Origin of the sequence: Streptomyces bugieae, from assembly GCF_036352915.1 — a bacterium.
In the GTDB taxonomy this organism is placed as follows: domain Bacteria; phylum Actinomycetota; class Actinomycetes; order Streptomycetales; family Streptomycetaceae; genus Streptomyces; species Streptomyces endophytica.
On record NZ_JAZBJP010000014.1, the window covers coordinates 16565 to 39174 of the forward strand.

Here is a 22610-nt window from a genome sequence, read left to right on the forward strand (position 1 = left end):
TGGTGAATGGCGGCTATCGCGGATGCGTCACCTTGCTCGGCACGGCGGATGGTGATGATGGCTGACCTCGCAGGATGGGTCCGAGGGGGTGGGCGTTGTCGCTCCACTGCGCGAGCGTAGGCGGTCCCGTCCGCCCCCGCCGGGCATTTTCCTCCCCCTCACGGGAGGGGGAGGGCCGGCCGATTACGTACGGGGCTACTTGACCGCGTCCAGCAGCAGTTGGGCGACGTCGACGACCTGGATGGATTCCTTTGCCTTGCCGCCCGAGGCCGAGCCGCTGTCGGATGCGGCCTTCTTGCCGTTGACGGAGTCGGTGAGCATGACGAGGCAGAAGGGGCAGGCGGTGGAGACGATGTCGGGGTTGAGGGAGAGGGCTTCGTCGACGCGTTCGTTGTTGATGCGTTTGCCGATGCGCTCTTCCATCCACATGCGGGCGCCGCCGGCGCCGCAGCAGAAGCCGCGTTCCTTGTGGCGGTGCATTTCTTCGTTGCGCAGGCCGGGGACCTTGGCGATGATCTCGCGCGGGGGTGTGTAGACCTTGTTGTGGCGGCCCAGGTAGCAGGGGTCGTGGTAGGTGATCAGGCCTTCGACGGGGGTGACGGGGATGAGTTTGCCCTCGTCGATGAGGTGTTGCAGCAGCTGGGTGTGGTGGATGACCTCGTAGTGGCCGCCGAGCTGCGGGTATTCGTTGGCGATGGTGTTGAAGCAGTGCGGGCAGGTCGCGACGATCTTCTTGGCGGCCTTGGGCTTCTTCGTGGAGTCGTCTTCGTCGTCCTCGCCGAAGGCGGCGTTGAGGGTGGCGACGTTCTCCGCGCCGAGTTGCTGGAAGAGGAATTCGTTGCCCAGGCGGCGGGGGGAGTCGCCGGTGCACTTCTCGTCGCCGCCCATGATGGCGAATTTGACGCCGGCGATGTGGAGGAGTTCGGCGAAGGCCTTGGTGGTCTTCTTGGCGCGGTCTTCGAGGGCGCCGGCGCAGCCGACCCAGTAGAGGTAGTCGACTTCGGTGAGGTCTTCGACGTCCTTGCCGACGACGGGGACGGGGAAGTCGACGTCCTTGGTCCATTCCAGGCGCTGCTTCTTGGCCAGGCCCCAGGGGTTGCCCTTCTTCTCCAGGTTCTTGAGCATGGTGCCGGCTTCGCTGGGGAAGCTGGATTCGATCATGACCTGGTAGCGGCGCATGTCGACGATGTGGTCGATGTGCTCGATGTCGACGGGGCACTGCTCGACGCAGGCGCCGCAGGTGGTGCAGGACCACAGTACGTCGGGGTCGATGACGCCGCCCGCGGCGGAGCCGCCGTCGGATGCAGCTTCGAGGGTGCCGATCAGGGGGCGCTCGGCCTCGTCCCGTACTGCCTGCGGCAGTTCGGCGCGGGCCTCGTCGGAGGCGGCGAGGAGGTAGGGCGCCTTGGCGTGTGCGTGGTCGCGCAGGGCCATGATCAGCAGCTTGGGGGAGAGCGGCTTGCCGGTGTTCCAGGCGGGGCACTGGGACTGGCAGCGGCCGCACTCGGTGCAGGTGGAGAAGTCCAGCAGGCCCTTCCAGGAGAAGTGCTCGATCTGGGAGACGCCGAACTGGTCGTCCTCGCCCGGGTCCTCGAAGTCGATGGGCTTGCCGGCCGAGGTCATCGGCTGCAGTGCGCCCAGGGCGACGTCGCCGTCGGCCTCGCGCTTGAACCAGATGTTGGGGAAGGCCAGGAAGCGGTGCCAGGCCACACCCATGTCCGTGTTGAGGCCGATGGTGATCGCCCAGGTCATGGTCACCCCGAGCTTGATCATCGCGAAGAGGTAGACCAGGTTCTGCAGGGTCGCCACGCTCAGGCCCCTGAAGGCCGCGACCAGGGGGTACGACACCCAGTACCCGGCCTCGTAGCCCTCGACGTGGTGCAGGACGCCCTCGAGCCCGCGCAGGACGAGGATGCAGATGCCGATGACGAGGATGACGTACTCGACGAAGTACGCCTGCCAGGCGGTCGATCCGGCGAAGCGCGACTTGCGGCCGGCCCGGGACGGCAGGTTCATCAGCCGGATCGCGATCAGCACCAGGATGCCGACGGTCGTGGCCAGCGCGATGAACTCGATGTACAGCTCGTACGGCAGCCAGTCGCCGATGACGGGGATGATCCAGTCGGCCTTGAAGAGCTGGCCGTACGCGGTGACGATCGTCAGGCCGAGGGTGAGGAAGCCGACGGCGACGAACCAGTGCGCGACGCCGACGACGCCCCAGCGGTTCATCCGGGTGTGGCCGACGAACTCCTTGGCCAGCGTGAGGCTGCGCTGCTTGGGGGCGTCGGTGCGGCTGCCCGCCGGTACGGGTGCGCCGAGTCTGACGAACCGTACGAGGTGGGCGACGGCGCGGCCGATGAGCGCAACGCCGACCGCTGTGAGGACCAACGACACGAGGATCGCGGCGAGTTGCATGGGGCTCCTCAGGGCCTGGGCAGGCGGACTGCACGAGTCTGAAGTTGAGTGCTACTGAACGGTAGCTTAGTGGTTCTGTCCGCCGGGCGTGGCGTGTTTCGCTCTCTCGCCCCAGGGGGCGAGGGGTCGGATCGGTCATTCGTTCGCCTGGGTGCTCATGGGGATGAGATCATGCGGGCGCCGGCCCGGCGGCGCTTCTTTCGTGCGCCCGGAGCCGCCAGTTGACTCCACGACCGAGGTCGTCCGTCCCTAGACAGGTCCATGAAACGAATACCGTGGGCGCGGGCCGCCGCGCTCGGAGCTTGTGTGTCCCTCGCGATCGCCGTGCCGGCGCTCGGCGCTCGGGACACGGAGAGCCAGCCCGTTCCCCGTGCGGCTGCCACCGACGCCGCGCCGAGCCCGCCGCCCGTGACGGCGGAGGCGATCCGCGATGCGCGCGCGACCGAGCAGTACTGGACGCCGGAGCGGATCCGCGCCGCCGTGCCGATGGACGCGGTGCAGGACGGCGGGAAGGGCCGGGAAGCGGCGGGTGCCCCGGGTGCGGGGCGGCGTTCGATGGTGCCGACCCATCGGGCCGACGCGGGCGTGGCCACCGTCGGGGTGTTCCTGATCCGCAGTGAGGACGGGTCGGCGACGCCCAACCAGTTCTGCAGCGCCAGCGCCGTGGCGTCGCCGACCAAGAGCCTGGTGCTGACCGCCGCGCACTGCCTCAAGGGCGACAAGCCGTACCGCGACGCCGCGTTCGTGCCGGGCTATCGCGCCGGGGACTCGCAGGCGGGGGAGGCCGGGGAGACGCCGTACGGGCTGTTCCCGGTGCAGGTGGGCAAGGTCTGGATCGACGGGCGGTATCTGACCTCGTCGCCCAGCGACGACGTGGACTTCGCGGTCGTGCGGGTCGGACCCAACTCCCAGGGGCAGTTGCTGGAGGACGCGGTCGGCGGCGGGAACCGCCTCACCTCCGTTTCCTCGGCGCAGCTGGCCCGCAAGAACGTGACCCTCGTCGGCTATCCCGGCGGCCAGAAGACCCCGTTGAGTTGCGTGAACGACACCACGGCGTTCCAGGGCCGGTTCCTGCAGATCCAGTGCGACGGGTACCGCTCGGGCGTCAGCGGCGGGCCGTTCCTGGAGCACTTCGACGGGAGCCGGGGCGACCTCGTGGGCGCCATCGGCGGCTACAAGACCGGTGGGCCCACCGCCGACGTCTCCTATTCGTCGCAGTTCGACGGTGACGTCTTCCGGCTCTACCGCCAGGCGGTCGACGACGCGGTGCCGGACAGCGCCGGTCCGCTGGGCGACGGCTCCACCTGGCAGCACGCCACGGCGATGACCGGCGGCCGGTTCCACACCACCTCGGTGCGGAACGGCACCGGTGACCTGATCGTGCGCTGGTCCGACGGCGAGCTCTCCCTCTACCCCGGCAACCGGCAGTACGGCTTCGGCACGGACATCACGCTCGTCAAGAAGAACGAGCTCTGGAAGCAGGCCAGGGCCATCACCGCGGGGGACTTCACCGGCGACTCCACCGACGACCTGCTCGTCCGCTGGGCCAACGGCAAACTGACCCTCTACAAGGACGTCAACGAGACCAACAAGCTCCGCAACGAGATCCAGCTCAAGGCGCCCAACGGGACGTGGACGCACGCCTACGGGCTCGCCGCCGGCCGGTTCGGCGGTGGCAACACGCGCCGCGACGACCTGGTGGTGCGCTGGTCCGACGGTGAGGTGACGCTCTACCCCAACGTCGACGGCAAGGGGCTGCACGCCGAGAAGCAGCTCGCCAAGCGGAACCCGACCTGGACGCACGCCGCCGATCTCGTCGCCGGGGACTTCCGGACCGCGGCCGGCGACCAGGACCTGGTCGTCCGGTGGTCGGACGGCGAGGTCACCGGGTACGAGAACGTCGCGGCCAAGGGCCTGAAGGGCGAACGTCAGCTCCGGCCCGCGAAGTCCGCCTGGCGCAACGGCCGTCTCGTCACCGCCGGGGCGTACGGCGGCGGCACCCGTCAGGACGATCTGATCGCCCTCTGGCCGGGCGGCAAGCTCGCCATGAACGGGGACACCACACTCACCGCCCTGGGGCGGGAGCGGGTGCTGGTGCCCGCACGGGTCGGCTGACACCCTGCGCGATGCACGGCGCGAAGCCCCGGTTCCCGTGGAGGGAGCCGGGGCTTCGGCATGATCTCGGCGTCACGCCGCCGGCACCAGGCCGTCCGCGACCAGGCCGGCGTACACCGCCTCGCTGAGGGCGTCCACGGCGGACCGGGGCCGGACCATCACGGTGAACTCCTTGATCCGGCCGGTGGCGTCGTCGAGGTGCAGCAGATCGATGCCGTGGATCTGCCGGCCGTTGACGGTGGCGCGGAAGAGCAGCACGTCCGCGGCGGCCTGGGTGCCGTCGGCGGTGGTCTCGGCCTCGCCGCGGAAGCCGCCGACGTAGCGGAAGTCCTCGAACGTGCGCAGCAGGACCCCGAAGAGCCCCATGACCAGCGGCTTGCCCTCGAAGGGGGAGAACTTCACCGGGCTGTAGAAGCGGATGTCGTCGCTGAACAGGTCCTCCAGGGCGGAAAGGTCGCGGTTCTCGACGGCGGCACGGAAGCGGTCGGCGGTGGTCACAAGGGTCTCCTCGCTCGCGGGACACGGGACGGGCGTCCTCGTGGTCCTCGATCGTCCTCATACTCAAGAATCTGACTACTCACTTTCTTGAGTATCATGCCCGGGAGCGGTCCGGAAGAGGGTGACCGGCAGAGGGCGAAGGAGAGGAGGGCGGCGCATGGCGCTCCGACATGCCGTCCTGGCGGCGCTGCTGGACGGGGAACTCAGCGGCTACCAGCTGGCCAAGGCCTTCGACCTGGGTGTGGCGAACTTCTGGCACGCGCTGCCCCAGCAGCTGTACGCCGAGCTGACCCGGCTGGAGAAGGAAGGGCTGGTCGCCGGGCGGGAGGTGGTCCAGGACGCCCGGCCGAACAAGCGGCTGTTCCACGTCACCGCGGACGGGCTCGCCGCGCTGGAGCGGTTCGCGGCCGAGGCCGCCAAGCCCTCCTTCGTCCGCGACGACCTGCTGGTCAAGGTCCAGGCCGCCGACCACCTCGACACGGACGTGCTGATCGCCGGGCTCGCGGAGCGCGAGAGGTTCGCCGAGGCCAAGATCGAGCTGTTCGGCGGCCTGTTGCGGCAGATGCGCGGGGACCGCGACGAAGCGGAGTTCCTGCGCCACGGCGAACGGATCGGCCCCTATCTGACCTGTCTGCGCGGCCTCGCGTTCGAGCGGGAAAACCGGGACTGGTGCCGGCGCAGCGCGGAGATCCTCCGTGCGCGCCGGCACCAGTCCCGGCAGGCGGCCGAGGACGCTACGAGTCCGTCGTCCAGCTCCCCAGCGCGATCTCGGCCGTGATGCCCGGGCCGAAGCCCGCGAGCAGGCCGCGGTGACCGTCGTCCGCGCAGCCCTCGTCGAACATCCGGCCCAGGGCGTCGAGGAGGACCGCGCTGGCGATGTTGCCGTACTCGGTGAGCGTGGCACGGCTGAAGCGGAAGGCGTCCGGCGGAACGTCGAGGAAGCGGCTGAGGTCGTCCAGAATGCGCGGACCACCCGCGTGGACGAGGTAGAAGTCCAGCTTTCCCGCGTTCCATTCGTGCTGCTGCGCGAGTTCCCGCAGGGCCGGGGCGAGCGGTTCCATGGTGCCCGGTACCCGCTTGTCCAGCTGGAAATGGAATCCCGTCGAGCGCACCGCGTAGGAAATCCAGTCCTCGGTGTGCGGAATGAGGTACGAGCCGTTGCGCTCCAGGGAGACGCCGGTGCCGCCGCGCCCCCGGACCACGGCGGCGGCTATCGCGTCGCCGAACAGCCCGTTCGACAGCAGCGATCCGACGCCGAGGTCCGTGGGCTGGTAGCACAGTGAGCAGAATTCACAGGCGACCACCAGGACGTTCGCGTCGGGATAGGCCGTGCAGAAATCGTGCGCACGGTTGATCGCGGCACCGCCCGCGGCGCAGCCGAGTTGCGCGATCGGCATCTGCCGGGTGTCCGTACGGAAGCCCATGGTGTTGATGAGCCACGCCGTGAGGGACGGCATCATGAAGCCGGTGCAGGAGACGTAGACGATCAAGTCGATCTGCTGCGGCTCCAGTTCGGCCTCGTCCAGGGCCTGGCGCACCACCGCGGGCACCCGCGCCTTGGATTCCTGCTCGTAGACGGTGCTGCGGGCCTCCAGCCCGGGGTGTTTGAGCACCTTGTCGATCGGCTGGATCAGTCGCCGGGTGAGCACGCCGGTGTGCTCGATCAGCCGGAGGACCAGTCGCAGCTGCGCGTGGTCCTTGTGCAGCCGCTTGGCCAGTTCGAGGGTTTCTTCTTGGGTGATGACGTATTCGGGGACCGCGATTGCCGGTTTGCACAGTACCGCCATGGGAAGCACTCCTTGCAGCAGAACTGTGGTCCGCCCGGTGCAGTTCCTGCTCTGCAGTGTGGAGCCGCACCGGCCGCCGGTTTCAGGAAATCCGCCGGCCGCCGGTATGTCCGGGCTCTTTGGGAAAATGCGAGCGAACCAGTCGTCGAAGAATGAACTCTCCCGATAGGAACTCTCCCGATCTCCCCGTGATTTCGAAGGTGAGCGGAACGGCCTTTCTGCGGCCGAGCCGTTCGAGTTAGATACGGTACGCCGGGTGGTTGATCTCCGCATGTCGCGGCCGGTACCCGGCGCCTGTCGGCACCTCCGCCGGACTCACCACACCACCGGCAATTCCAGCGGATAACGCCAGATGGAACTCTGGTTCCAGCGGATTTCCCCGGGTGGCTTCGCCAGCGCCAGCTCGGGGAAGCGCTCCAGCAGCGAACCGAGCGCGACCTCCAGCTCCGTGATGGCGAGCGGGGCGCCCAGGCAGTGGTGCCCGCCCCAGCCGAACGTCATGTGGTTCGGGCCGTCACGGTCGAGGTCCAGCTCGTCGGGCCGGTCGAACTTGCGCCCGTCGCGGTTGGCCGTCAGATACGAGACGTGCACGATGTCGCCGGCCCGGATGGTCACCCCGCTCAGTTCCACGTCCTCGAGGGCGACGCGGGGGATCCCCACGCCCTTGCGGAACGGGATGAAGCGCAGCATCTCCTGGATCGCCTGCGGCAGCAGAGCGGGACGGGAGCGCACCTGCGCCAGCACCTCCGGCCGGGACAGCATCAGGCAGGAGAGGTTGGCGATCTCGTAGGTGGTGGTGTCCTGACCGGTGATGAGCAGGACCATGGCCATCACGGTGAGTTCCTGCTCACCGAGCATCTCGTCCCCGTCGCGGGCCGTCGCCAGGACGCTGATCAGGTCGTCGCCCGGATTCCGGCGCCGCTCCGCGGTCAACTCGCGGAAGTACTCCCGCATCTCGGCCTTGGACCGGATGGCGTTTTCCTTGTTGTCGACGCGGAGGTTCATCATCGTCCGGGCGTGGGCGCGCAGTTGCGCCTGGTCGCCCTCGGGGATGTCGAGGACCTCGCAGATCGTGATCAGGGGCAGCGGGCCCGCGAGGTGCTCCATCAGGTCGGCCGGAGGACCGTGCTCGGCCATCCGCGTCAGCAGGTCGTCGACGACGTGCCGGGTGCGTTCCCGCATCCGCTCGACGTGCCGCGGTGCGAACGCCTTGGACACCAGGCTCCGCAGCCGGCTGCTGGCGGGCGGGTCCATCACGTTGATCGCCTCGTCCTGGACGATCGGCTCGGGCGTCATCCGCGGGAAGTCGCGGCCGACGACCGCGTGGCGGCTGAAGCGCCGGTCGGTCGTCACCGTCCGCACATCCTCGTAGCGCGTGACGAGCCAGGCCCAGCCCTCGCCGTGCGGTAGCTGGATGCGGGCGACCGGTTCCTCGGTCAGCAGGCGCTTGAGCGAGGGATCGAACTCCAGGGCCTCGGCGTAGTCGAAGGGACAGTTCCAGACGGTGGAGTCGGGCTCCATGCTGACCTCCCGGAAGGGCGGAGACAGGCCTTGACATCCCGATCAGCGTAGAAGCGGCGCGACGGGTCGGCCCGGCTGTCCGGGGGCCGGGGGACGGCGGGAGGAGGCCGCTGCCCGCCGTCCCCCAAGGCCGAGCGGGGTCTCGCGCCGGTGCGTGTTCACGTTCGTCCGATCGGGTGACGCCGAGCGGTGGCCGGGAGCGGTCCGGTACCCCCTCAGCCGGCCGTCTCCACCTTCCTGACCTCGGGTTCCGCGGAATTGCGGATGGCGCCCCAGCGGGTGGCGGTCTGCTCGTGGATGAACCAGATGTCGTCCTCGGTCAGACGCCGGGAGACGACGCCGGGGAACGCCTCCTCGAAGAAGATGTACGGCGGCCGGTTGTCGATGTCGGGGGAGTGGTAGTCGAGCCGGTCGTGCATGCCGTGCGCCCGGGTGATCTTGGTGGCCGGGTGGTAGGTGAGGATGTTGGGACTGGCCAGCATGATCAGCCCGTCGTCGACCAGCCGGCCGACCTCGTAGACGGTCTCCTCGATGGTCTTGCGGGTCTCGCCCTCCAGGCCGAACAGCACCGAGCTGCCGACCGGGATGCCGGTGTCCCGGATGCGCTCCAGGGCCGTACGGACCTTCGCCTTCCACGGGAAGTCGGTGATCCGCCGGATGTTCTTGTGGACGTGTTGCATGACGTCCGTCGACATGCTTTCGATGCCCATGTAGAGGTAGGTGCAGCCGGCGTCGCGCAGCGCCACCAGCAGGTCGCGCACCTCGTCCTCCTTGTGCAGGGTGGTGAGCAGGTCGGCGGTGACCTGGCAGCCGAACTGCAGCTGCCGCAGCCGCTGCCAGTCGCCCTCGTCGGTGATCCACCGCCGGCAGCCCTCGGGCAGTTTCTCCGGACCCGGGGCGGTGCGGGCCGCGTGCAGCAGGGCGCAGAATTCCCGCATCAGGGGGAAGGAACCGGTCCAGAAAATGGAGTCGTCGAAGAAGACCGCCTCGGCGCCGTAACTGACGTATTCGCAGAGCCGCTCCAGCGCGGTTTCGGCCGGCGAGCCCCGGAACCGCTTCAGTCCGCCGACCACCAGCGCCGATTCGGAACAGAAATCGCAGTGGTACGGACAGGCGTTGGACACCGTCATATGGGCCGTACGGGCCGGGGAACCGTCCGGCAGCGGAAAGACCGGGAAACGGGACCGGATCGCGAAGCCCTGATAGGGGGAGGGGAGCGCGGCCAGATCGAGCTTTTCGCCGGCTACCGGAAAGGCGTGCACGGTGTCCAGGTCCAGGGCGCACACCAGGGAATTGCCCGGGACCCGGGTGCCGGCGGCGCCGAAGAGCCGCAGGATCCGGACCACCTCACACACCGTGGCCCGGGTCCGGTCCAGGTCCATGGCCAGGGCGATCGCCTTCATCAGCAGGTCGAGGGCGAACTGCCCCTCACCGCTGACACAGAAGTCCACCACCGCCTCCGCCCGCCGGTCGTCGATGGCCTGGAGGGTAGAGCTGTATTCCAGAACGACGGACCGTTTCGCCGGGGCGTACCGCATCGTCTCGTCCATGTGGCGGCCGCCGAACACCACCAGGCAGTCCGGCAGTTCCTGTTTGACGATGCGGGCCATTTCCAGCGCGTACCGATGGCCGGGGGAGACCGTACTGACCAGGAACACCCGCGGCCGGTGCCGGCGGAGTTCGGCCCGCAATTCCGCCCGGGCCTCCGCGTCCCACACCCGCGGGTCGAAGACCGTGGCGTCCGACGTACCGGTACTCGCACGCTGCGACGGAAGTCCGTGTTCCGCGCTCAGCCGGTGCGCTTTCGACGGCGGCTTTCCCCAACTGGGGCAGAGATCGCTGAACGGGACGTCCGTTCCGGCGCCGAGCCGGGCGGACCGCAACGCACTGTCGACCGGAACGCTCAGCGCCGCATAAAGACACATCGGATCGCCCGGATACGTGATTTCGCCCTCCGGTGACGTCATGACCGGGGCGAGCGCCGCGAGCACCGGAAAACTCCGGGCGTGCCAGGGCACCTCGGCGGGCCCGGCGCAGCCCGCCCGCGCGACCAGTTCGGCGATCCGCGACTCGCGCAGCAGCCTCAATTCCCGGGCGGAATCCGCAGCCATGTCCGCGGCGGTGCGGAAGTCATCGTGAACGACCGTCTGGCGTATGAGCATGCGTAACTCCTGATCGGTGGTCAACTCGGAGGAGGGAGCTCGGGAGTTCTCGGGGCACTCGGTGCGTCGGGCCCGGCAGTGGGGGCCGGCCGGCGTGTTCGGGCGGCGCGATGGAGAAACGTAATGCCGCTCCCCCGAGGGGGAGCAAGACTTTCGGGGTACGGCCCGGCCGGCCGGTTCTTTATGCGCGGGCGGTGCCCTTCCGCCTTGTCCGCCATTTCCGGCCCGACCTACAGTCCGGGGATGGCAGCCCACTCCTATCGCGCGCTCCTGACCCGGCACGTGCTGAGCTGGGCCGCGGTCGCCGCCGCGGCGCGTCTGCCGGTGGCGATGGCCCCGCTGGCGTTCGTCTTCCTCGTCCGGGAACGGCCCGGCGGATATGTGCTGGGCGCCGAACTCGCGGCCGTCTACGTGGTGGGTGAGGTTATCGGCGCCGCGCTGCTCGGGGCGAGACTGCGGCCTGACCGGGCCCGGCGCCACCTCGCCGGCGGACTCGGCGCGGGCGCCGCGGCGTTCGCCGGCCTGGGACTGCTGCCCGACGCCCCCGACCTGTTGCTCGGCGCGTTCGCCCTGGTCGCCGGGGCCGCCCCGGGCGCGTCCCCCGGCGGCCTGCGCACCCTGCTGACCGAGCACGTCGACCCCGGCCTGGTCACCAAGGCGCTGAGCGCGGAGGCCACCCTCACCTACGCGGTCTGGGCCGCCGCGCCCGCCGCGGCCGGCGCCCTCGCCTTCGGCGTGGCCCCCTCCGCCCCGCTGCTGCTGGCGGCGGGCCTGATGGCGCTCTCCGCCGCCGGGCTGTGGATGCTGCCGCCCGGCTGGCGGTCGGACCCCGCCGACCGCGCCGGCGTCCCGATGCTCCGTACCCTCGCCGCGGCCTGGCCGGTCTACGTGTCGGGCGCCGCGGCCATGTCGCTGCTCGCCCTGGCCGAACTCGTGCTGCCCGCCCTGCTGGAACAGCGTCACCTCGCGGTCGGCTGGTCCGGTCCGCTGCTGGCCGGGTACGCCCTCGCCTCCGCGGCCGGTTCGCTGCTCTACGGGCTGCGCAGCTGGCCCGGCCGCCTCGGCACCCAGAGCCTGGTCCTGCTGCTCGCCGTCGCCGCCTGTGTGACCGCCGCCGGGGTGGTCCCGCTGCTCGGCGCCATCGCGGCGGCGCTGTCCCTGGCCGGGCTGCTGCAGGCCGGGCTGCAGGTGACCCGGGCGCTCGGGCTGCGCGCCGTGCTGCCGCAGAGCGCCCTGGCCGCGGGCTACTCGATGATGTACTCGGTGGTCGGCGCCGGATACGCCGCCAGCGCCTCGCTCTCCGGCGTGGTGCTGGGGGTGGCCACACCGAGCACCGCGATCCTCGCCGGGGTGCTGCTCACCCTCGTCCTCACCGCGGCCGCCGCGGCCGGCGAACTCCGGCTGGCCCGGGCCGCGGAGTACGCCCGCGCCGAGCGCTGAGGCCCGCGCCACCGCCCCCACTGCCCCCGCCCCCCGTCCGGACCGTCAGGCCGCCGGTGTCCCGAGCGCGGCGATACGGGACGGCAGGGTCCGCCATACCTCCGGGGTGTAGAAGTGCCCGCCCGGCAGCTCGTCGTGGCGGAACGGGCCGGCCGCCAGCTTCCGCCACTGCCGCGCCGTCCGCGGATCGATCACCTCGTCGGCCGCCCCGGTCAGCACCTGCAGCGGCGCCCGCACCGCCGCGCCCGCCCGGTGGTAGAAGGAGTCGCGCACCCGGAGGTCGGCCCGCATCAGCTCCACCGCGATCTCGCACAGGTCCGGGTCGCCCAGCACGTGCCCCGGCAGCAGCCCGAACTCCCGCATCCAGTCCATGAGTTCGTCGTCCGACTGGTGCTGCGCCGGGAACATGTCCTGTGGGGTGAGCCCCCGGCTGGGCGCGTTGGCCGAGGACACCACGACCGCCGCCGGGGCCGGCCCGCCGCGCTCCTCGATGCGTGCCGCGACGTCGAAGGCCATCCAGCCGCCCATGCTGTGCCCGAAGAGGACATAGGGCAGGCCGGCGGCGGAGAGCACCGCGGTGACCGCGTCCTCGGCCAGCTCGTCCCAGTCCTGGGCGTAGTCCTCGGCGAACCGGCCCTCCCGTCCCGGGTAGCAGACCGCCGCCAGCTCCGTGCCGGGCGGCATCGCCTCCGTCCAGGCGAGGTACGAGCCGGCCCCGCCGCCGCAGAAGCCGAGGCAGACCAGCCGCCGCGCGGCGTCCGGGACCGGCTGGGGGCGGACCACGATGGTGTCCTGCATGGGTGCGTCTCTCTTCTCGGGAAGCGGAAGCGCTGCTCGGCGGGGTCTGTCCGTACGCGGACGGGCGGGACGGCGCGCGCTCAGCCGGCCGGTGCGGAGGCCTCGTGGTGGCGCTGGACGTACTGCGCCAGGTCCCGCAGCCGCGGGTGGCGGTAGACCTCCTTGACCGAGATCACCACGCCGAGGTTCCGCTTGAGCCGCCCCACGACCCGCAGTGCCATCAGCGAGTGCCCGCCCAGGGCGAAGAAGTCGTCGTCCGCACCGACCCGCTGCCGGCCCAGCACCTCCGACCACACCTCGGCGATCAGCTTCTCGAACGGGCCGTCCGGTTCGGCGGCCGGCGCGTCCGCCCCCGGGCCGTCCGGCGGCTCCGGCAGCGCGGCCACGTCCAGCTTCCCGTTGGCCGTCAGCGGCAGCGCGTCGAGCAGCACGCAGTCCGACGGCACCATGAAGTCCGGCAGCACCGAGGCGAGATGGTCCCGCAGCCGGCCGGGGTCGGGCGCCGCCCCGCCGGACGGCACCGCGTACGCCACCAGCCGCTCACCGGCCGGCCCGTCGTCGCGGACCACCACGGCGGCGCTGCCGACGCCCTCGTACGAGGCCAGCGCGTGCTCGATCTCGCCCGGCTCGATGCGGAAGCCGCGGAACTTCATCTGGCGGTCGGCCCGGCCCAGGAACGCGAGGAGGCCCCCGGCGGTGCGCCGCACCCGGTCGCCGGTGCGGTACATCCGCTCGCCGGGTCCGCCGAACGGATCGGCGACGAACCGCTCGGCGGTCAGGGCCGGGCGGCCGGCGTAGCCGTGCGCCAGCCGCGGTCCCGCGACATACAGCTCGCCCTCGGCGTCCTCGGGCACCGGGCGCAGCGCCTCGTCGAGCACGTACAGCCTGCCGCCCGGAAGGGCGTCCCCGAGGTGCGGGGTTTGGCCGGTCATCCAGGTGACCGTGGCGTCGACCGTGCATTCGGTCGGGCCGTAGAGGTTCAGGGCCTCCGGACCGCCGGCACCGGCCGCCTCCGCGAGCTCCCGCCAGGTACGTGCCGGCACCGGTTCGCCGCCCATGAACAGCCGGAGCCTCCGCCCGTCGGCCCGCGGCCCGGCCAGCGTCCCGCGCAGCAACTCCCAGTGGGACGGGGTGAGATCGAGGTCGGTGACCGCGTGCGCATCGAGCACGGCGGCCAGCCGGGCCGGGTCCTTGCGGTCCTCCTCGGTCAGCACGACCACGGTGTCGCCCCGGCAGACCCGCGCCCACTGCTGCACCGACGCGTCGAAGGAGACGCTGGCGTTCCAGGCGACCACCCGGGGCGCGTCCGCGTAGGCACCGGCCTCCTCCAGCCCCGCCAGCAGGGCGGCCACCCCGCCGCGGGTCGCCGCCACGCCCTTGGGGCGGCCGGTCGACCCGGAGGTGTAGATCAGATAGGCGGGGTCGAGCGGACCGCCGCCCGCCGGGTCCAGGGGGAGGTCACCCTCCGACGGAGCGGCGGCGTCCGGGACGTCCGGATCGAGGACCAGGGCCCCGGCCGCCGTCCGGAGCGGGGTGTCCTCCTCGGCGAGCAGCGCCGCGATGCCGGCGTCCCGCGCCATGAACTCCAGCCGCGCCCGCGGATAGTGCGGGTCGAGCGGTACGTAGGCCGCACCCGCCCGCCACACCGCCAGCAGCGCCACCACGAGCCGGGAAGTACGAGGAAGGGCCACCCCGACCCGGGCGCCGCGGCCGATGCCGCGGGCGGCCAGCGCGCGGGCCAACCGGGCGGTGCGGCGGTCGAGTTCGGCGAAGGTCAGCGATCCCGCGCCGTCCCGTACCGCGATCCGCTCCGGGTGGTCCCGCACCACCCGGGCGAAGCGCCGGACGGCGTCGACCGGCTCCGGACGGAGGTCAGCCATGAACAGACTCCTTGTGCCGCGCGGGGGCGTCCCGCGGAGGGGGAGGAAGGGGAAGGGCGGCGGGCCGTGCGGCGGCCGGTCAGCCGAACGCGGCGGCCGGCGGCACGGTGGGTCGGCAGGCGGCCAGTTCGACCGGCGCGCCCATCGACACCGCGATCCGGCGGTCGCCGCGGAACGGGTCGCGGCCGTGCGCGGTGAGGATGTTGTCGACCAGCAGCAGATCGCCCGGCTGCCAGGGCTCGCGGACCGTCGCCGCGTCGTACGCCGCCTGGATGGCCGCGAGGTCCTCCCGCGTCAGCGGGCTGCCGTCGCCGAAGGCCGTGCGGAAGGGCAGCCCGTCCGGTCCGAACTCGTCGAGCAGGATCTCCCGCAGCTCCTCGTCCAGCGACCACTCGTTCCAGAAGACCAGGTGGTTGAACCAGACCTCGTCCCCGGTCACCGGGTGGCTGACGACGCCGGGCCGCACCTGGCCGGTGCGCAGGTTGCCGTCCTCCTGCCAGGCGTGCGCGATCAGGTTGTCCGCGCAGTAGCGCTCCACCGCCGCCCGGTCGTCGGAGCCGAACGCGCTGCGCCAGTCGGTGGAGATGTGGTCGGAGTAGCTGCGGCGGAGCAGCCAGCCGGTCTGCCGCATCTTCGCCACCAGGGGCGCGGGGATGCGGTCGAGCACCTTGCGGCAGTCGGCGACCGGGGTGGCGCCGCCCTCCTCCGGCGCGGTCAGGCAGGCGAACAGCAGCAGACCGGGGAAGGTCAGGGTGTAGCTGTTCTCGTTGTGCATGTGGATGCGCTGGGACGCCGGCAGGTCCGTGGACGAGTAGACGCCCTGGCCGAAGTCGCTGCGCGGGGTGGCCTTTTCGCGGTACGGCGTGGCCTCGGGGATCAGGACGTCGCGGACCGCGGCGACGTCACCGACCTCCGCCAGGGGCAGACCGCGCAGGCAGACCGCCCCGTGGGTGTGCAGCGCCCGGGTCAGTTCCGGGCGGGCGGTGGCGAGCCAGGCACGGGCCGCGGCCATGTCGGCCAGGCCGGGTATCCGGGCCAGTGCGGGCTTTCCCGGGGCGAGTTCCCAGGCGAGCGACGGGGAATCCGGCAGGTTGGCAGGACGCACGTTCAGCACCTTTCACTCAGCGCCTTTTCGGGTACGGCGTTCCGGGGCACCGGAGGTCAGCCGCTGTAACTGCCGAGCGCGTTGCTGGCCGCGAGGTCCAGCCGGTCCACCATCCAGGTTTCCAGGCTGCTGTCGCTGCGTTCCGCGGCCGCGCGGTAGCGGGCGATGCGTTCCGGGGTGAGCTGGATTCCGACGGATGCGGTCTTGCGGGTGGCGGCCGGTCCGGTTTCCCGGGCGGCCCGGACGTTCGCCCGTAACTGGTTGCGCGACCAGCCCAGTTCCTCGGCCCGGTTGAGCCAGTAGTCTTGCTCATGGGGCGGCAGCGACGCCACCTCCGCGTGGTGGTGGAAGCTGAGGCTGTCCCGCCGGCGGGACACCTCGAACCGCCGGGCCACCCAGGCGTAGTTGCGCAGGGTCTGGTAGTCGAGGCCGACGGCGTCGACGGCCCTGCGGTAGCGGTCGGTGTAGCGCCACTGGCCGTAGATCAGCCAGTCGCCCAGGCACCAGGCCGACGAGTTGGCGACGGCCGAGATCCTCCGGCCCGCGCTCTTCCAGGTGTCGTAGCTGACCGCGGCGGGGATCCGGAGGCCGACGCGGGTGACGAACACGCCCCGCGCGGCGTCGTCCGGCGCGGTCTGCCGGGGCCGTACGGCGGGGAGTTCGGCGATTTCCTTGCCCGACCCGGCGCGCGGAGGGGTGCCCAGGGCTGCGGACGATGTGCTCAAAGCTTCTCCTCGGTGCAGTTGCTTCGAACCGGACGGGTTCCGCGCACCGGCCGGACCCCGTGTGAGGTCCGGGTGGGACGGCCGCCCGTCAGAAAATGCTCAGCCCAGGGCGCTCAGAACGGCCCGGTGTGAGGGGTGGGAACGCGGCCCCAGGCCGAGTCGCCGAGGACGACGCCCGGGGTGCCGGAGGTGAGGTGGCCCGCGCGCGCGACGGACGGAGCGGAATGGTCAATTCCATATCCGGCGGCGGTGGCCAGGACGGCGGCGATGGTGAAAACGCGCAGGATGCGAGGCATCGTGGTCCCCCATTGTGCGGCCAAGAGTGTGGCTGGCGCCGCTTATCCTCTTCGGCACATCAAGATCATTGGACTGCGGGCGGGGTGCACAAATGTAACCTGCATAGTTGTGAACGATGAAGAACTGGGTCGATGTCGGTGCAATGGGGGTGAATTACCCTCAGGTCGGGTATGCGGCGATGCGCTGAGCTACTACCGGAGCATTCTCCGTGACGGAACGGCGAGCCGCGAGACCGCCCCGCCGTGCCTGCGCGCACTCGGTCTCGTCACCGACGATCCACGGACTCCCGGCGCCACCACCCTCGTTCCGCCCGAGGCGGCGGCGATCGCCGCGCTGCGCCCCATAGAAGAGGCGATCGCCGACCAGCAGCGCGCCTACCGCTCCGTCCAGGCCACCCTCTCCGTCTTCACCCGGACCTACGACGACGCCAGGAAGCGCGAACAGCCCACGCTCACCGTCCTCAACGGCGCCACGGTCATCAGCAACGCCCTGGAGGCCGCCGTGGACGGCTGCCGCGAGGAACTCCTGACCACCCAGCCGGGCGGCGGACGCCCCGAACACCTGCTGAGCGAGGCGCTCGACCGGGACCTGCGGATGCTCGAACGGGGCGTCCGGCAGCGGACGATCTACCAGCACACCGTCCGCTCGCACGCACCCACGCTGGCCTACGTCGAGAAGGTCACCGCCGCCGGGGCCGAAGTGCACACCCTGGTCGAGGTGTTCGAGCGGATGATCATCTGTGACCGGCAGGTGGCCTTCATCCCCACCTCCGAGGAACGCAGCGACAGCGCCCTGCAGATCCGGCACCCCGCCCTGCTGCGCTTCCTCGCCGCGCTCTTCGACAGTGCCTGGTCCCGTTCGGTGCCGGTCGGACCGGGCGGCGTACCGGCCCGTTCCCCGCTGATCACCTCCGACGTCCAGCGGGCCATCCTGCAGGCCGTGGTGTCCGGCGAGACCGACGACTCCATCGCCCGCCGGATGGGCATGAGCCGCCGCAGCGTCGCCAAGCACATCAGCCGGGTCTCCCGGCAACTGGGCAGCAACAGCCGCGCCCAGCTCGGCTATCTGCTGGCCACCTCCGGCCTGCTGTGGCTGCCCGAGCCGCCCGGCGCAGCTCCGCGGGAACGGACTTTCTGACCGGCCCGGACACGGGCCGGCGGGGCTCACCGGGTCGCGTCCGACCTGTTCTCCTGCAACTCCACCGCCTCGTACAGCGCCTTGATGTTGCCGCTGCCGAACGTCCGGGCGCCCAGCCGCTCGATGACCTCGAAGAACAGCGTGCCGCGCGGGTGCCGGGACCGGGTGAAGATCTGCAGCAGCTGGCCGTCCTGGTCCTGATCGGCCAGCACGTTCAGGTCCCGCAGCTCGTCGACCGAGTGCCGGGAGAGCGTGAGCCGGCCCGGGATCAGGTCGTAATAGGTGCTGGGGGTGTCCAGGAAGCCGATGCCGCGCGCCGACAGCAGCCCCACCGAGCGAACGATGTCGTCCGACGCGAACGCGACGTGCTGCACGCCCGCGCCGCCGTGGGAAGCCAGGAACCGGTCGATCTGGCCCGGCGCCCGGCCGGTGTCCGGCTCTATCAGCGTCAGCGTGACGGTCCCGGCGTCGTTCTGCACCACGACCGAGTCCATCGCCTGTGCGCCGACGACGATGCGCTCGGTGAACACCGCGGCGAAGCCCAGCGCCCGTTCGTAGTATTCGGCGGTCGGCCCCAGCCGCCCCGGCTCCAGACACACCGCGAGGTGGTCGATCCCGTGCAGTCCGGTCGCCGCCGGGCCCGGGACACCGGCCGCCGGTCCCGGCCGCTGCACGAAGGTGTGCACCACGTCGCCGAACCCGGTGACCGAGGCGGTCACCACCCCGTCCCGCCCGGCCGGCCCGGCCACCGGTTCGGCGCCCCGCCGCACCGCCTCGGCGAACGCGGCCGCCGCGTCCGGCGTGCGCAGCGCGATGTCGCGGACCCCGTCGCCGTGGCGCGCGACGTACCGGGCGGCCGGATGCCCGGCGTCCTGCGCGGCGGTCAGCACCAGCCGGATGCCGCCGGCACCCACCGCCACCGTACGGACACCGTCCTCAGGGGCACCCGCGGCGCCGGGGAAGCGGTCCAGGACGCCGAAGCCGAAGCGCGCGGTGAACGGCTCGGCGGCCGCCGCCGGATCACCGACCGCGAAACCGAGGTGATCCAGGCCGAGTTGGCTCAAGGGCCCGGCAGGGACAGAGGTCGTCGCGGACATCCCGGGTCAGCCCCTGCCGTCCTGCGCCGCGGCCATCGCCGCCACCAGGGAGGCCGGCCGCAGGTCCGTCCAGTGCTCCTCGATGTACGCGGTGCACTCCGCCCGCCCGCGGTCGTCCAGCCGCACCTCCCAGCCTTCCGGGACCTCGGCGAACGACGGCCACAGGGAGTACTGGCCCTCGGCGTTGACCAGGACCTTGAACGTGCCGTCCGCGTCGTCGAAGGGGTTCATGATGATGACCTTTCCGGAGGATCGAGGGGGAGTGCGCCGAGCCGCCGGTCCGGGTCGGCGGCCACCTCGCGCAGCAGCCGGACGTATCGGTCCGCCAGCTGCCGCACGGTGGCACGGTCGAACAGCTCGGTCGCGTATTCCAGGCTGACGTCCAGCGCGCCCGGCGCACCGTCCGGCGCCGTCCGGCTGACCAGGTCGAAGGCCAGGTCGAAGCGGGCCGCGCCGGAGCCCGCCAGCCGCCACTCATGCGCGGTGCCGTCCAGCACCAGCGCCGACCCGGCGGTGTTCAGCAGCCCGAACGCGATCTGGAACAGCGGGTGGTGGGCCAGGCTCCGCGGTGGGTTGACCGCCTCCACCAGCAGGTCGAACGGGACGTCCTGATGGGCGTAGGCGGGGATCCACGCCTGCCGCACCCGGTGCAGCAGCTCGCCGAACGGCGGATCGCCGGAGGTGTCGGTGCGCAGCACCACGGTGTTGACGAAGAAGCCCACGAGATCGTCCAGCGCCTCGTCCGCGCGGCCCGCGGTCGGCGTCCCCACCACGATGTCCTCACCGCCGCCCAGCCGGGTCAGCAGTCCGGCCAGCGCGGCCTGCAGCACCACGAACAGCGTGCAGCCGCTGGTCCGGGCCAGCTCGTCCAGCGCCCGGCGCAGCTCCGCGGGGATCACGAACTCCACCACGTCGCCCGCGCCGCCGGCCATCTCCGGGCGCGGACGGTCACCGGGCAGCGGGGTGCACCGGGGGATCCCCGCCAGCGCGGTACGCCAGTGCGCCAGCTGCCGCGCGAGCGGGCTGTCCGGATCGTCGCGGTCGCCGAGGATCCGGTGCTGCCAGGCCGCGTAGTCCCGGTACTGGACCGGCAGCGGGGGAAAATCGGGCGCCTTGCCCGCGCGCCGCGCGGCGTAGGCCCGGGACAGATCGCGGAAGAGCGGGGTGAAGGACCAGCCGTCGGCGGCGATGTGGTGCAACACCACCAGCAGCACGTTCTCCTCACCGGTGCGGAACAGCGACAGCCGCAGCGGCAGCTCGCTCTCCAGGTCGAACGGGGCGCGGACGGCGCGAACCAGCAGCTGCTCCACCTCGGCGGGCCGGCAGTCGGTGACGGTCAGATCGGGCCGGGCGTCGGCCGGGTCGAGGACCCTTTGGTAGGAGGTCTCGCCGTCGGCGGGGAAGACCGTCCGCAGACTCTCGTGACGGGCCGTCACATCGGCCAGGGCGGCGCGCAGCGCGTCGATGTCCACCGGGCCGGGCAGGTGGAAGACCAGCGGGATGTGATAGCCCGGGTCGGCGTCCCCCATCAGCTGGTACAGCAGCCACAACCGCCGCTGCGCGTGCGACAGTTCGGCGCGGCCCGCGCGCGGTCCCGCCACCAGCGGGACGCGGGCCGCCGGGCCGGCCTCCTTGCGGTGCTGCAGCCGGGCCGCCAGCCCGGCGACCGTCGGCGCCGCGAACAGGTCCTCCAGGCCCGGCCGGACGCCGAGCGCGGCGCCGATGCCCGCGGCCGCGCGGGTCGCGGTCAGCGAGTGCCCGCCCAGCGCGAAGAAGCTGTCGTCGATGCCGACCCGGTCCACGCCCAGCACGTCCGCGAAGACCCGGCACAGCAGCCGCTCGGTCTCGTCGCGCGGGGCCCGGCCGGCACCCTCGAACACCGGCGCCGGCAGCGCCCGCACATCCAGCTTGCCGTTGTTCGTCAACGGCAGCCGGTCCACCACCACACAGGCGGCCGGGACCATGTGCCCGGGCAGGGCCAGCCGCAGCGCGTCCAGCAGCCGGGCCGGCCAGTCCTCCCCGACGGTCCCGGCGGTGGCCGGCGCGGCCGGAACGACGTACCCGACCAGGTTCTTGCCGCCGTGATGGTCGGGCAGCGGAACGACCGCCGCCCCGGCGACGTCGTCCCGGCGGGTCAGCTGGTGCTCGATCTCCCCGAGCTCGATACGGAAACCGCGCAGCTTGATCTGGTTGTCCTCGCGGCCGAAGTACTCCAGCAGTCCGTCCGCGCGGCGTCGCACCAGATCGCCGGTGCGGTACATCCGGCTGCCGTCCCGCGCGAACGGGTCCGCCACGAACCGGCCGGCGGTCAGCTCCGGCCGCCCCCAGTAGCCGCGCGCCACGCCCCGCCCGGCGAGGTAGAGCTCGCCCACCTCGCCCGGGCCGACCGGCCGCAGGAGCTCGTCCAGCACATGGGTGCGGACTCCGGCCAGCGCCGAGCCGATCGGGACCGGCCCGTCGCCCACCCCCGTGACCAGGTGCCGGGTGGCGAACACGGTCACCTCGGTCGGCCCGTAGACATTGACCACCGACCCCGGGCCGGAGGCCGCCAGCGTCCGCGCGACCGCGCTGGGCGAGGCCACCTCGCCGCCCATCCACACCTGGCAGCCGTGCGCGAAGGCGTCCGGGGACTCCTCCGTCATCAGGTTGAACATCGACGGGGTGATGAACGTGGAGGTGATCCGCTCGGCGGCGAGGGTCCGCACCAGCGTGGCCGGATCCAGCCGCCCCGGCGGCGCGACGACCACGGTCCCGCCGCGCAGCAGCGGCACCAGGATCTGGTACACCGACGCGTCGAACTCCAGCGGCGACTGCAGCAGCACCCGCGCGTCGATACCGGCCCAGCAGTCGTCGGCCGCGAACTCCACCACGTCCCGGTGGCTGATGGCCACGCCCTTCGGGCGGCCGGTCGAGCCCGACGTGTGGATGACGTACGCGAGTTGCTCGGGTAACACGGGCGGCGGGGGAGCCACCGGGCCCGCCGGCGCGCGGTCCAGCAGCTCCCCGACGACCCGCACCGCCACGCCGGCGAGAGCGCCGGTGGGGTCCGCGGCGCAGCTCGCGCGCAGCTCCGCGGCCCGCTCCGCGGTGTCCACCAGCACCAGCCGGGTCCCGCACTCGCCGATCACCGTCCGCAGCCGGGCGGCGGGGGAGCGGACGTCCAGCGGGGCATAGGCACCCCCGGCCTTCAGCGTGCCGAGCAGCGCGACCACCACGTCCGGGCCGCGCTCCATCAGGATGCCGATGCGGTCCTCCGGCCGGACCCCGCAACCGGCCAGGGCGCGGGCGAGGGCGTCACTGCGTTCGTCGAGCGCGCCGTAGGACAGCGCGGCACCGCCGTCGTGACCGACCGCGGGCGCGTCCTTCTTCTCGCCCACCCGGGCGGCGAATACCGATGTGATGGTGCTCGGCGCTTCCGACAAGCCGAATCCCCTTTCGGCGCGGACGAGTTGGGCCGGATCCGGATTCGGTTTCCACCGAGGTCCGGCGACGGCGCTCGGCAACGTAGGTCGGCGCCGGAAGGGGTGTCAAGGAACCCGAGGTGTCCCGCCGGCGGGACACCGGACCTTGCTTGTGCGGATTCCCGACGGCCGGTTGAATGACCGCCGCATCGCCTTTCCGCACATTCCTTTT

The 22610-nt window shown here is 71.7% G+C and carries 17 protein-coding genes; 4 read left to right on the forward strand and 13 right to left on the reverse strand.

Annotation, left to right across the window (positions count from 1 at the left end; all coding sequences use genetic code 11):
* Positions 1-195 precede the first annotated feature (195 nt).
* The gene (locus tag V2J85_RS21750; protein ID WP_419836821.1) at positions 196-2415 is read right to left on the reverse strand and encodes a (Fe-S)-binding protein; all 2220 of its coding nucleotides are present in this window, start codon (positions 2413-2415) and stop codon (positions 196-198) included.
* Positions 2416-2676: 261 nt separating this feature from the next.
* On the opposite strand from V2J85_RS21750, the gene V2J85_RS21755 reads away from it, so the two are divergent.
* Positions 2677-4530, forward strand: coding sequence for a trypsin-like peptidase domain-containing protein (locus tag V2J85_RS21755; protein ID WP_330822500.1), 1854 nt, complete (start codon positions 2677-2679; stop codon positions 4528-4530).
* A gap of 72 nt (positions 4531-4602) precedes the next feature.
* Here V2J85_RS21755 and V2J85_RS21760 read toward each other — a convergent pair whose 3' ends face one another.
* Positions 4603-5028, reverse strand: a complete 426-nt coding sequence (locus V2J85_RS21760) for a nuclear transport factor 2 family protein (protein WP_261955225.1) — start codon at positions 5026-5028, stop codon at positions 4603-4605.
* 157 nt (positions 5029-5185) lie between these two features.
* Between V2J85_RS21760 and V2J85_RS21765 the strand changes: the two genes are divergently transcribed.
* Complete coding sequence (locus V2J85_RS21765) at positions 5186-5806, forward strand: PadR family transcriptional regulator (RefSeq protein WP_261955224.1); 621 nt, start codon at positions 5186-5188, stop codon at positions 5804-5806.
* Here V2J85_RS21765 and V2J85_RS21770 read toward each other — a convergent pair.
* From V2J85_RS21770 to V2J85_RS21780, 3 genes are all read right to left on the reverse strand, one after another.
* A complete protein-coding gene (locus V2J85_RS21770) occupies positions 5763-6815 on the reverse strand; it encodes a type III polyketide synthase (protein WP_261955223.1) in 1053 nt (350 codons plus the stop codon). The genes V2J85_RS21765 and V2J85_RS21770 overlap by 44 nt on opposite strands.
* Before the next feature lie 315 nt (positions 6816-7130).
* A complete protein-coding gene (locus V2J85_RS21775) occupies positions 7131-8336 on the reverse strand; it encodes a cytochrome P450 (protein WP_261955222.1) in 1206 nt (401 codons plus the stop codon).
* 215 nt (positions 8337-8551) lie between these two features.
* Entirely contained in the window at positions 8552-10498 is a 1947-nt protein-coding gene (locus tag V2J85_RS21780; protein ID WP_330822501.1) for a B12-binding domain-containing radical SAM protein, read from the reverse strand.
* Positions 10499-10741: 243 nt separating this feature from the next.
* On the opposite strand from V2J85_RS21780, the gene V2J85_RS21785 reads away from it, so the two are divergent.
* Positions 10742-11938: an MFS transporter gene (locus V2J85_RS21785; RefSeq protein ID WP_330822502.1), complete on the forward strand. Its 1197-nt coding sequence runs from the start codon at positions 10742-10744 to the stop codon at positions 11936-11938.
* 45 nt (positions 11939-11983) lie between these two features.
* Here V2J85_RS21785 and V2J85_RS21790 read toward each other — a convergent pair whose 3' ends face one another.
* The 5 genes from V2J85_RS21790 to V2J85_RS21810 all read right to left on the reverse strand — a co-directional run bounded on the left by V2J85_RS21790 (position 11984) and on the right by V2J85_RS21810 (position 16742).
* Positions 11984-12736 carry a thioesterase II family protein gene (locus tag V2J85_RS21790; protein ID WP_330822503.1) on the reverse strand — a complete coding sequence of 251 codons (753 nt, stop codon included), beginning with the start codon at positions 12734-12736 and terminating at the stop codon, positions 11984-11986.
* 80 nt (positions 12737-12816) lie between these two features.
* Positions 12817-14616: a non-ribosomal peptide synthetase gene (locus V2J85_RS21795; protein WP_330822504.1), complete on the reverse strand. Its 1800-nt coding sequence runs from the start codon at positions 14614-14616 to the stop codon at positions 12817-12819.
* A gap of 79 nt (positions 14617-14695) precedes the next feature.
* Positions 14696-15721 (reverse strand): TauD/TfdA family dioxygenase, encoded by a 1026-nt coding sequence (locus V2J85_RS21800; protein WP_261955217.1) that lies wholly within the window; start codon positions 15719-15721, stop codon positions 14696-14698.
* Between the two features lie 56 nt (positions 15722-15777).
* Complete coding sequence (locus tag V2J85_RS21805) at positions 15778-16446, reverse strand: LmbU family transcriptional regulator (protein WP_315975442.1); 669 nt, start codon at positions 16444-16446, stop codon at positions 15778-15780.
* A gap of 113 nt (positions 16447-16559) precedes the next feature.
* A complete protein-coding gene (locus V2J85_RS21810) occupies positions 16560-16742 on the reverse strand; it encodes a hypothetical protein (RefSeq protein WP_261955216.1) in 183 nt (60 codons plus the stop codon).
* A 109-nt stretch (positions 16743-16851) separates the two neighbouring features.
* Between V2J85_RS21810 and V2J85_RS21815 the strand changes: the two genes are divergently transcribed.
* Positions 16852-17880: a LuxR C-terminal-related transcriptional regulator gene (locus V2J85_RS21815; protein ID WP_261955215.1), complete on the forward strand. Its 1029-nt coding sequence runs from the start codon at positions 16852-16854 to the stop codon at positions 17878-17880.
* Between the two features lie 26 nt (positions 17881-17906).
* Here the strand turns inward: V2J85_RS21815 and hppD are convergent, their stop codons facing one another.
* The 3 genes from hppD to V2J85_RS21830 are packed head-to-tail and all read right to left on the reverse strand — an operon-like array spanning position 17907 to position 22399.
* Entirely contained in the window at positions 17907-18977 is a 1071-nt protein-coding gene (gene hppD / locus V2J85_RS21820) for a 4-hydroxyphenylpyruvate dioxygenase (RefSeq protein ID WP_330822505.1), read from the reverse strand.
* A gap of 6 nt (positions 18978-18983) precedes the next feature.
* Positions 18984-19208 carry an MbtH family protein gene (locus tag V2J85_RS21825; RefSeq protein ID WP_410011251.1) on the reverse strand — a complete coding sequence of 75 codons (225 nt, stop codon included), beginning with the start codon at positions 19206-19208 and terminating at the stop codon, positions 18984-18986.
* Positions 19205-22399: an amino acid adenylation domain-containing protein gene (locus V2J85_RS21830; RefSeq protein ID WP_330822506.1), complete on the reverse strand. Its 3195-nt coding sequence runs from the start codon at positions 22397-22399 to the stop codon at positions 19205-19207. The genes V2J85_RS21825 and V2J85_RS21830 overlap by 4 nt, the downstream gene beginning before the upstream one ends.
* Positions 22400-22610 lie beyond the last annotated feature (211 nt).

Coding starts and splice junctions, on each gene's coding strand:
- V2J85_RS21785 (WP_330822502.1), top strand. CDS start 10,742: ATGGCAGCCCACTCCTATCGCGCGCTCCTGACCCGGCACGTGCTGAGC.
- V2J85_RS21825 (WP_410011251.1), bottom strand. CDS start 19,208: ATGAACCCCTTCGACGACGCGGACGGCACGTTCAAGGTCCTGGTCAAC.
- V2J85_RS21750 (WP_419836821.1), bottom strand. CDS start 2,415: ATGCAACTCGCCGCGATCCTCGTGTCGTTGGTCCTCACAGCGGTCGGC.
- V2J85_RS21790 (WP_330822503.1), bottom strand. CDS start 12,736: ATGCAGGACACCATCGTGGTCCGCCCCCAGCCGGTCCCGGACGCCGCG.
- V2J85_RS21755 (WP_330822500.1), top strand. CDS start 2,677: ATGAAACGAATACCGTGGGCGCGGGCCGCCGCGCTCGGAGCTTGTGTG.
- V2J85_RS21795 (WP_330822504.1), bottom strand. CDS start 14,616: ATGGCTGACCTCCGTCCGGAGCCGGTCGACGCCGTCCGGCGCTTCGCC.
- hppD (WP_330822505.1), bottom strand. CDS start 18,977: ATGTCCGCGACGACCTCTGTCCCTGCCGGGCCCTTGAGCCAACTCGGC.
- V2J85_RS21810 (WP_261955216.1), bottom strand. CDS start 16,742: ATGCCTCGCATCCTGCGCGTTTTCACCATCGCCGCCGTCCTGGCCACC.
- V2J85_RS21770 (WP_261955223.1), bottom strand. CDS start 6,815: ATGGCGGTACTGTGCAAACCGGCAATCGCGGTCCCCGAATACGTCATC.
- V2J85_RS21780 (WP_330822501.1), bottom strand. CDS start 10,498: ATGCTCATACGCCAGACGGTCGTTCACGATGACTTCCGCACCGCCGCG.
- V2J85_RS21775 (WP_261955222.1), bottom strand. CDS start 8,336: ATGGAGCCCGACTCCACCGTCTGGAACTGTCCCTTCGACTACGCCGAG.
- V2J85_RS21765 (WP_261955224.1), top strand. CDS start 5,186: ATGGCGCTCCGACATGCCGTCCTGGCGGCGCTGCTGGACGGGGAACTC.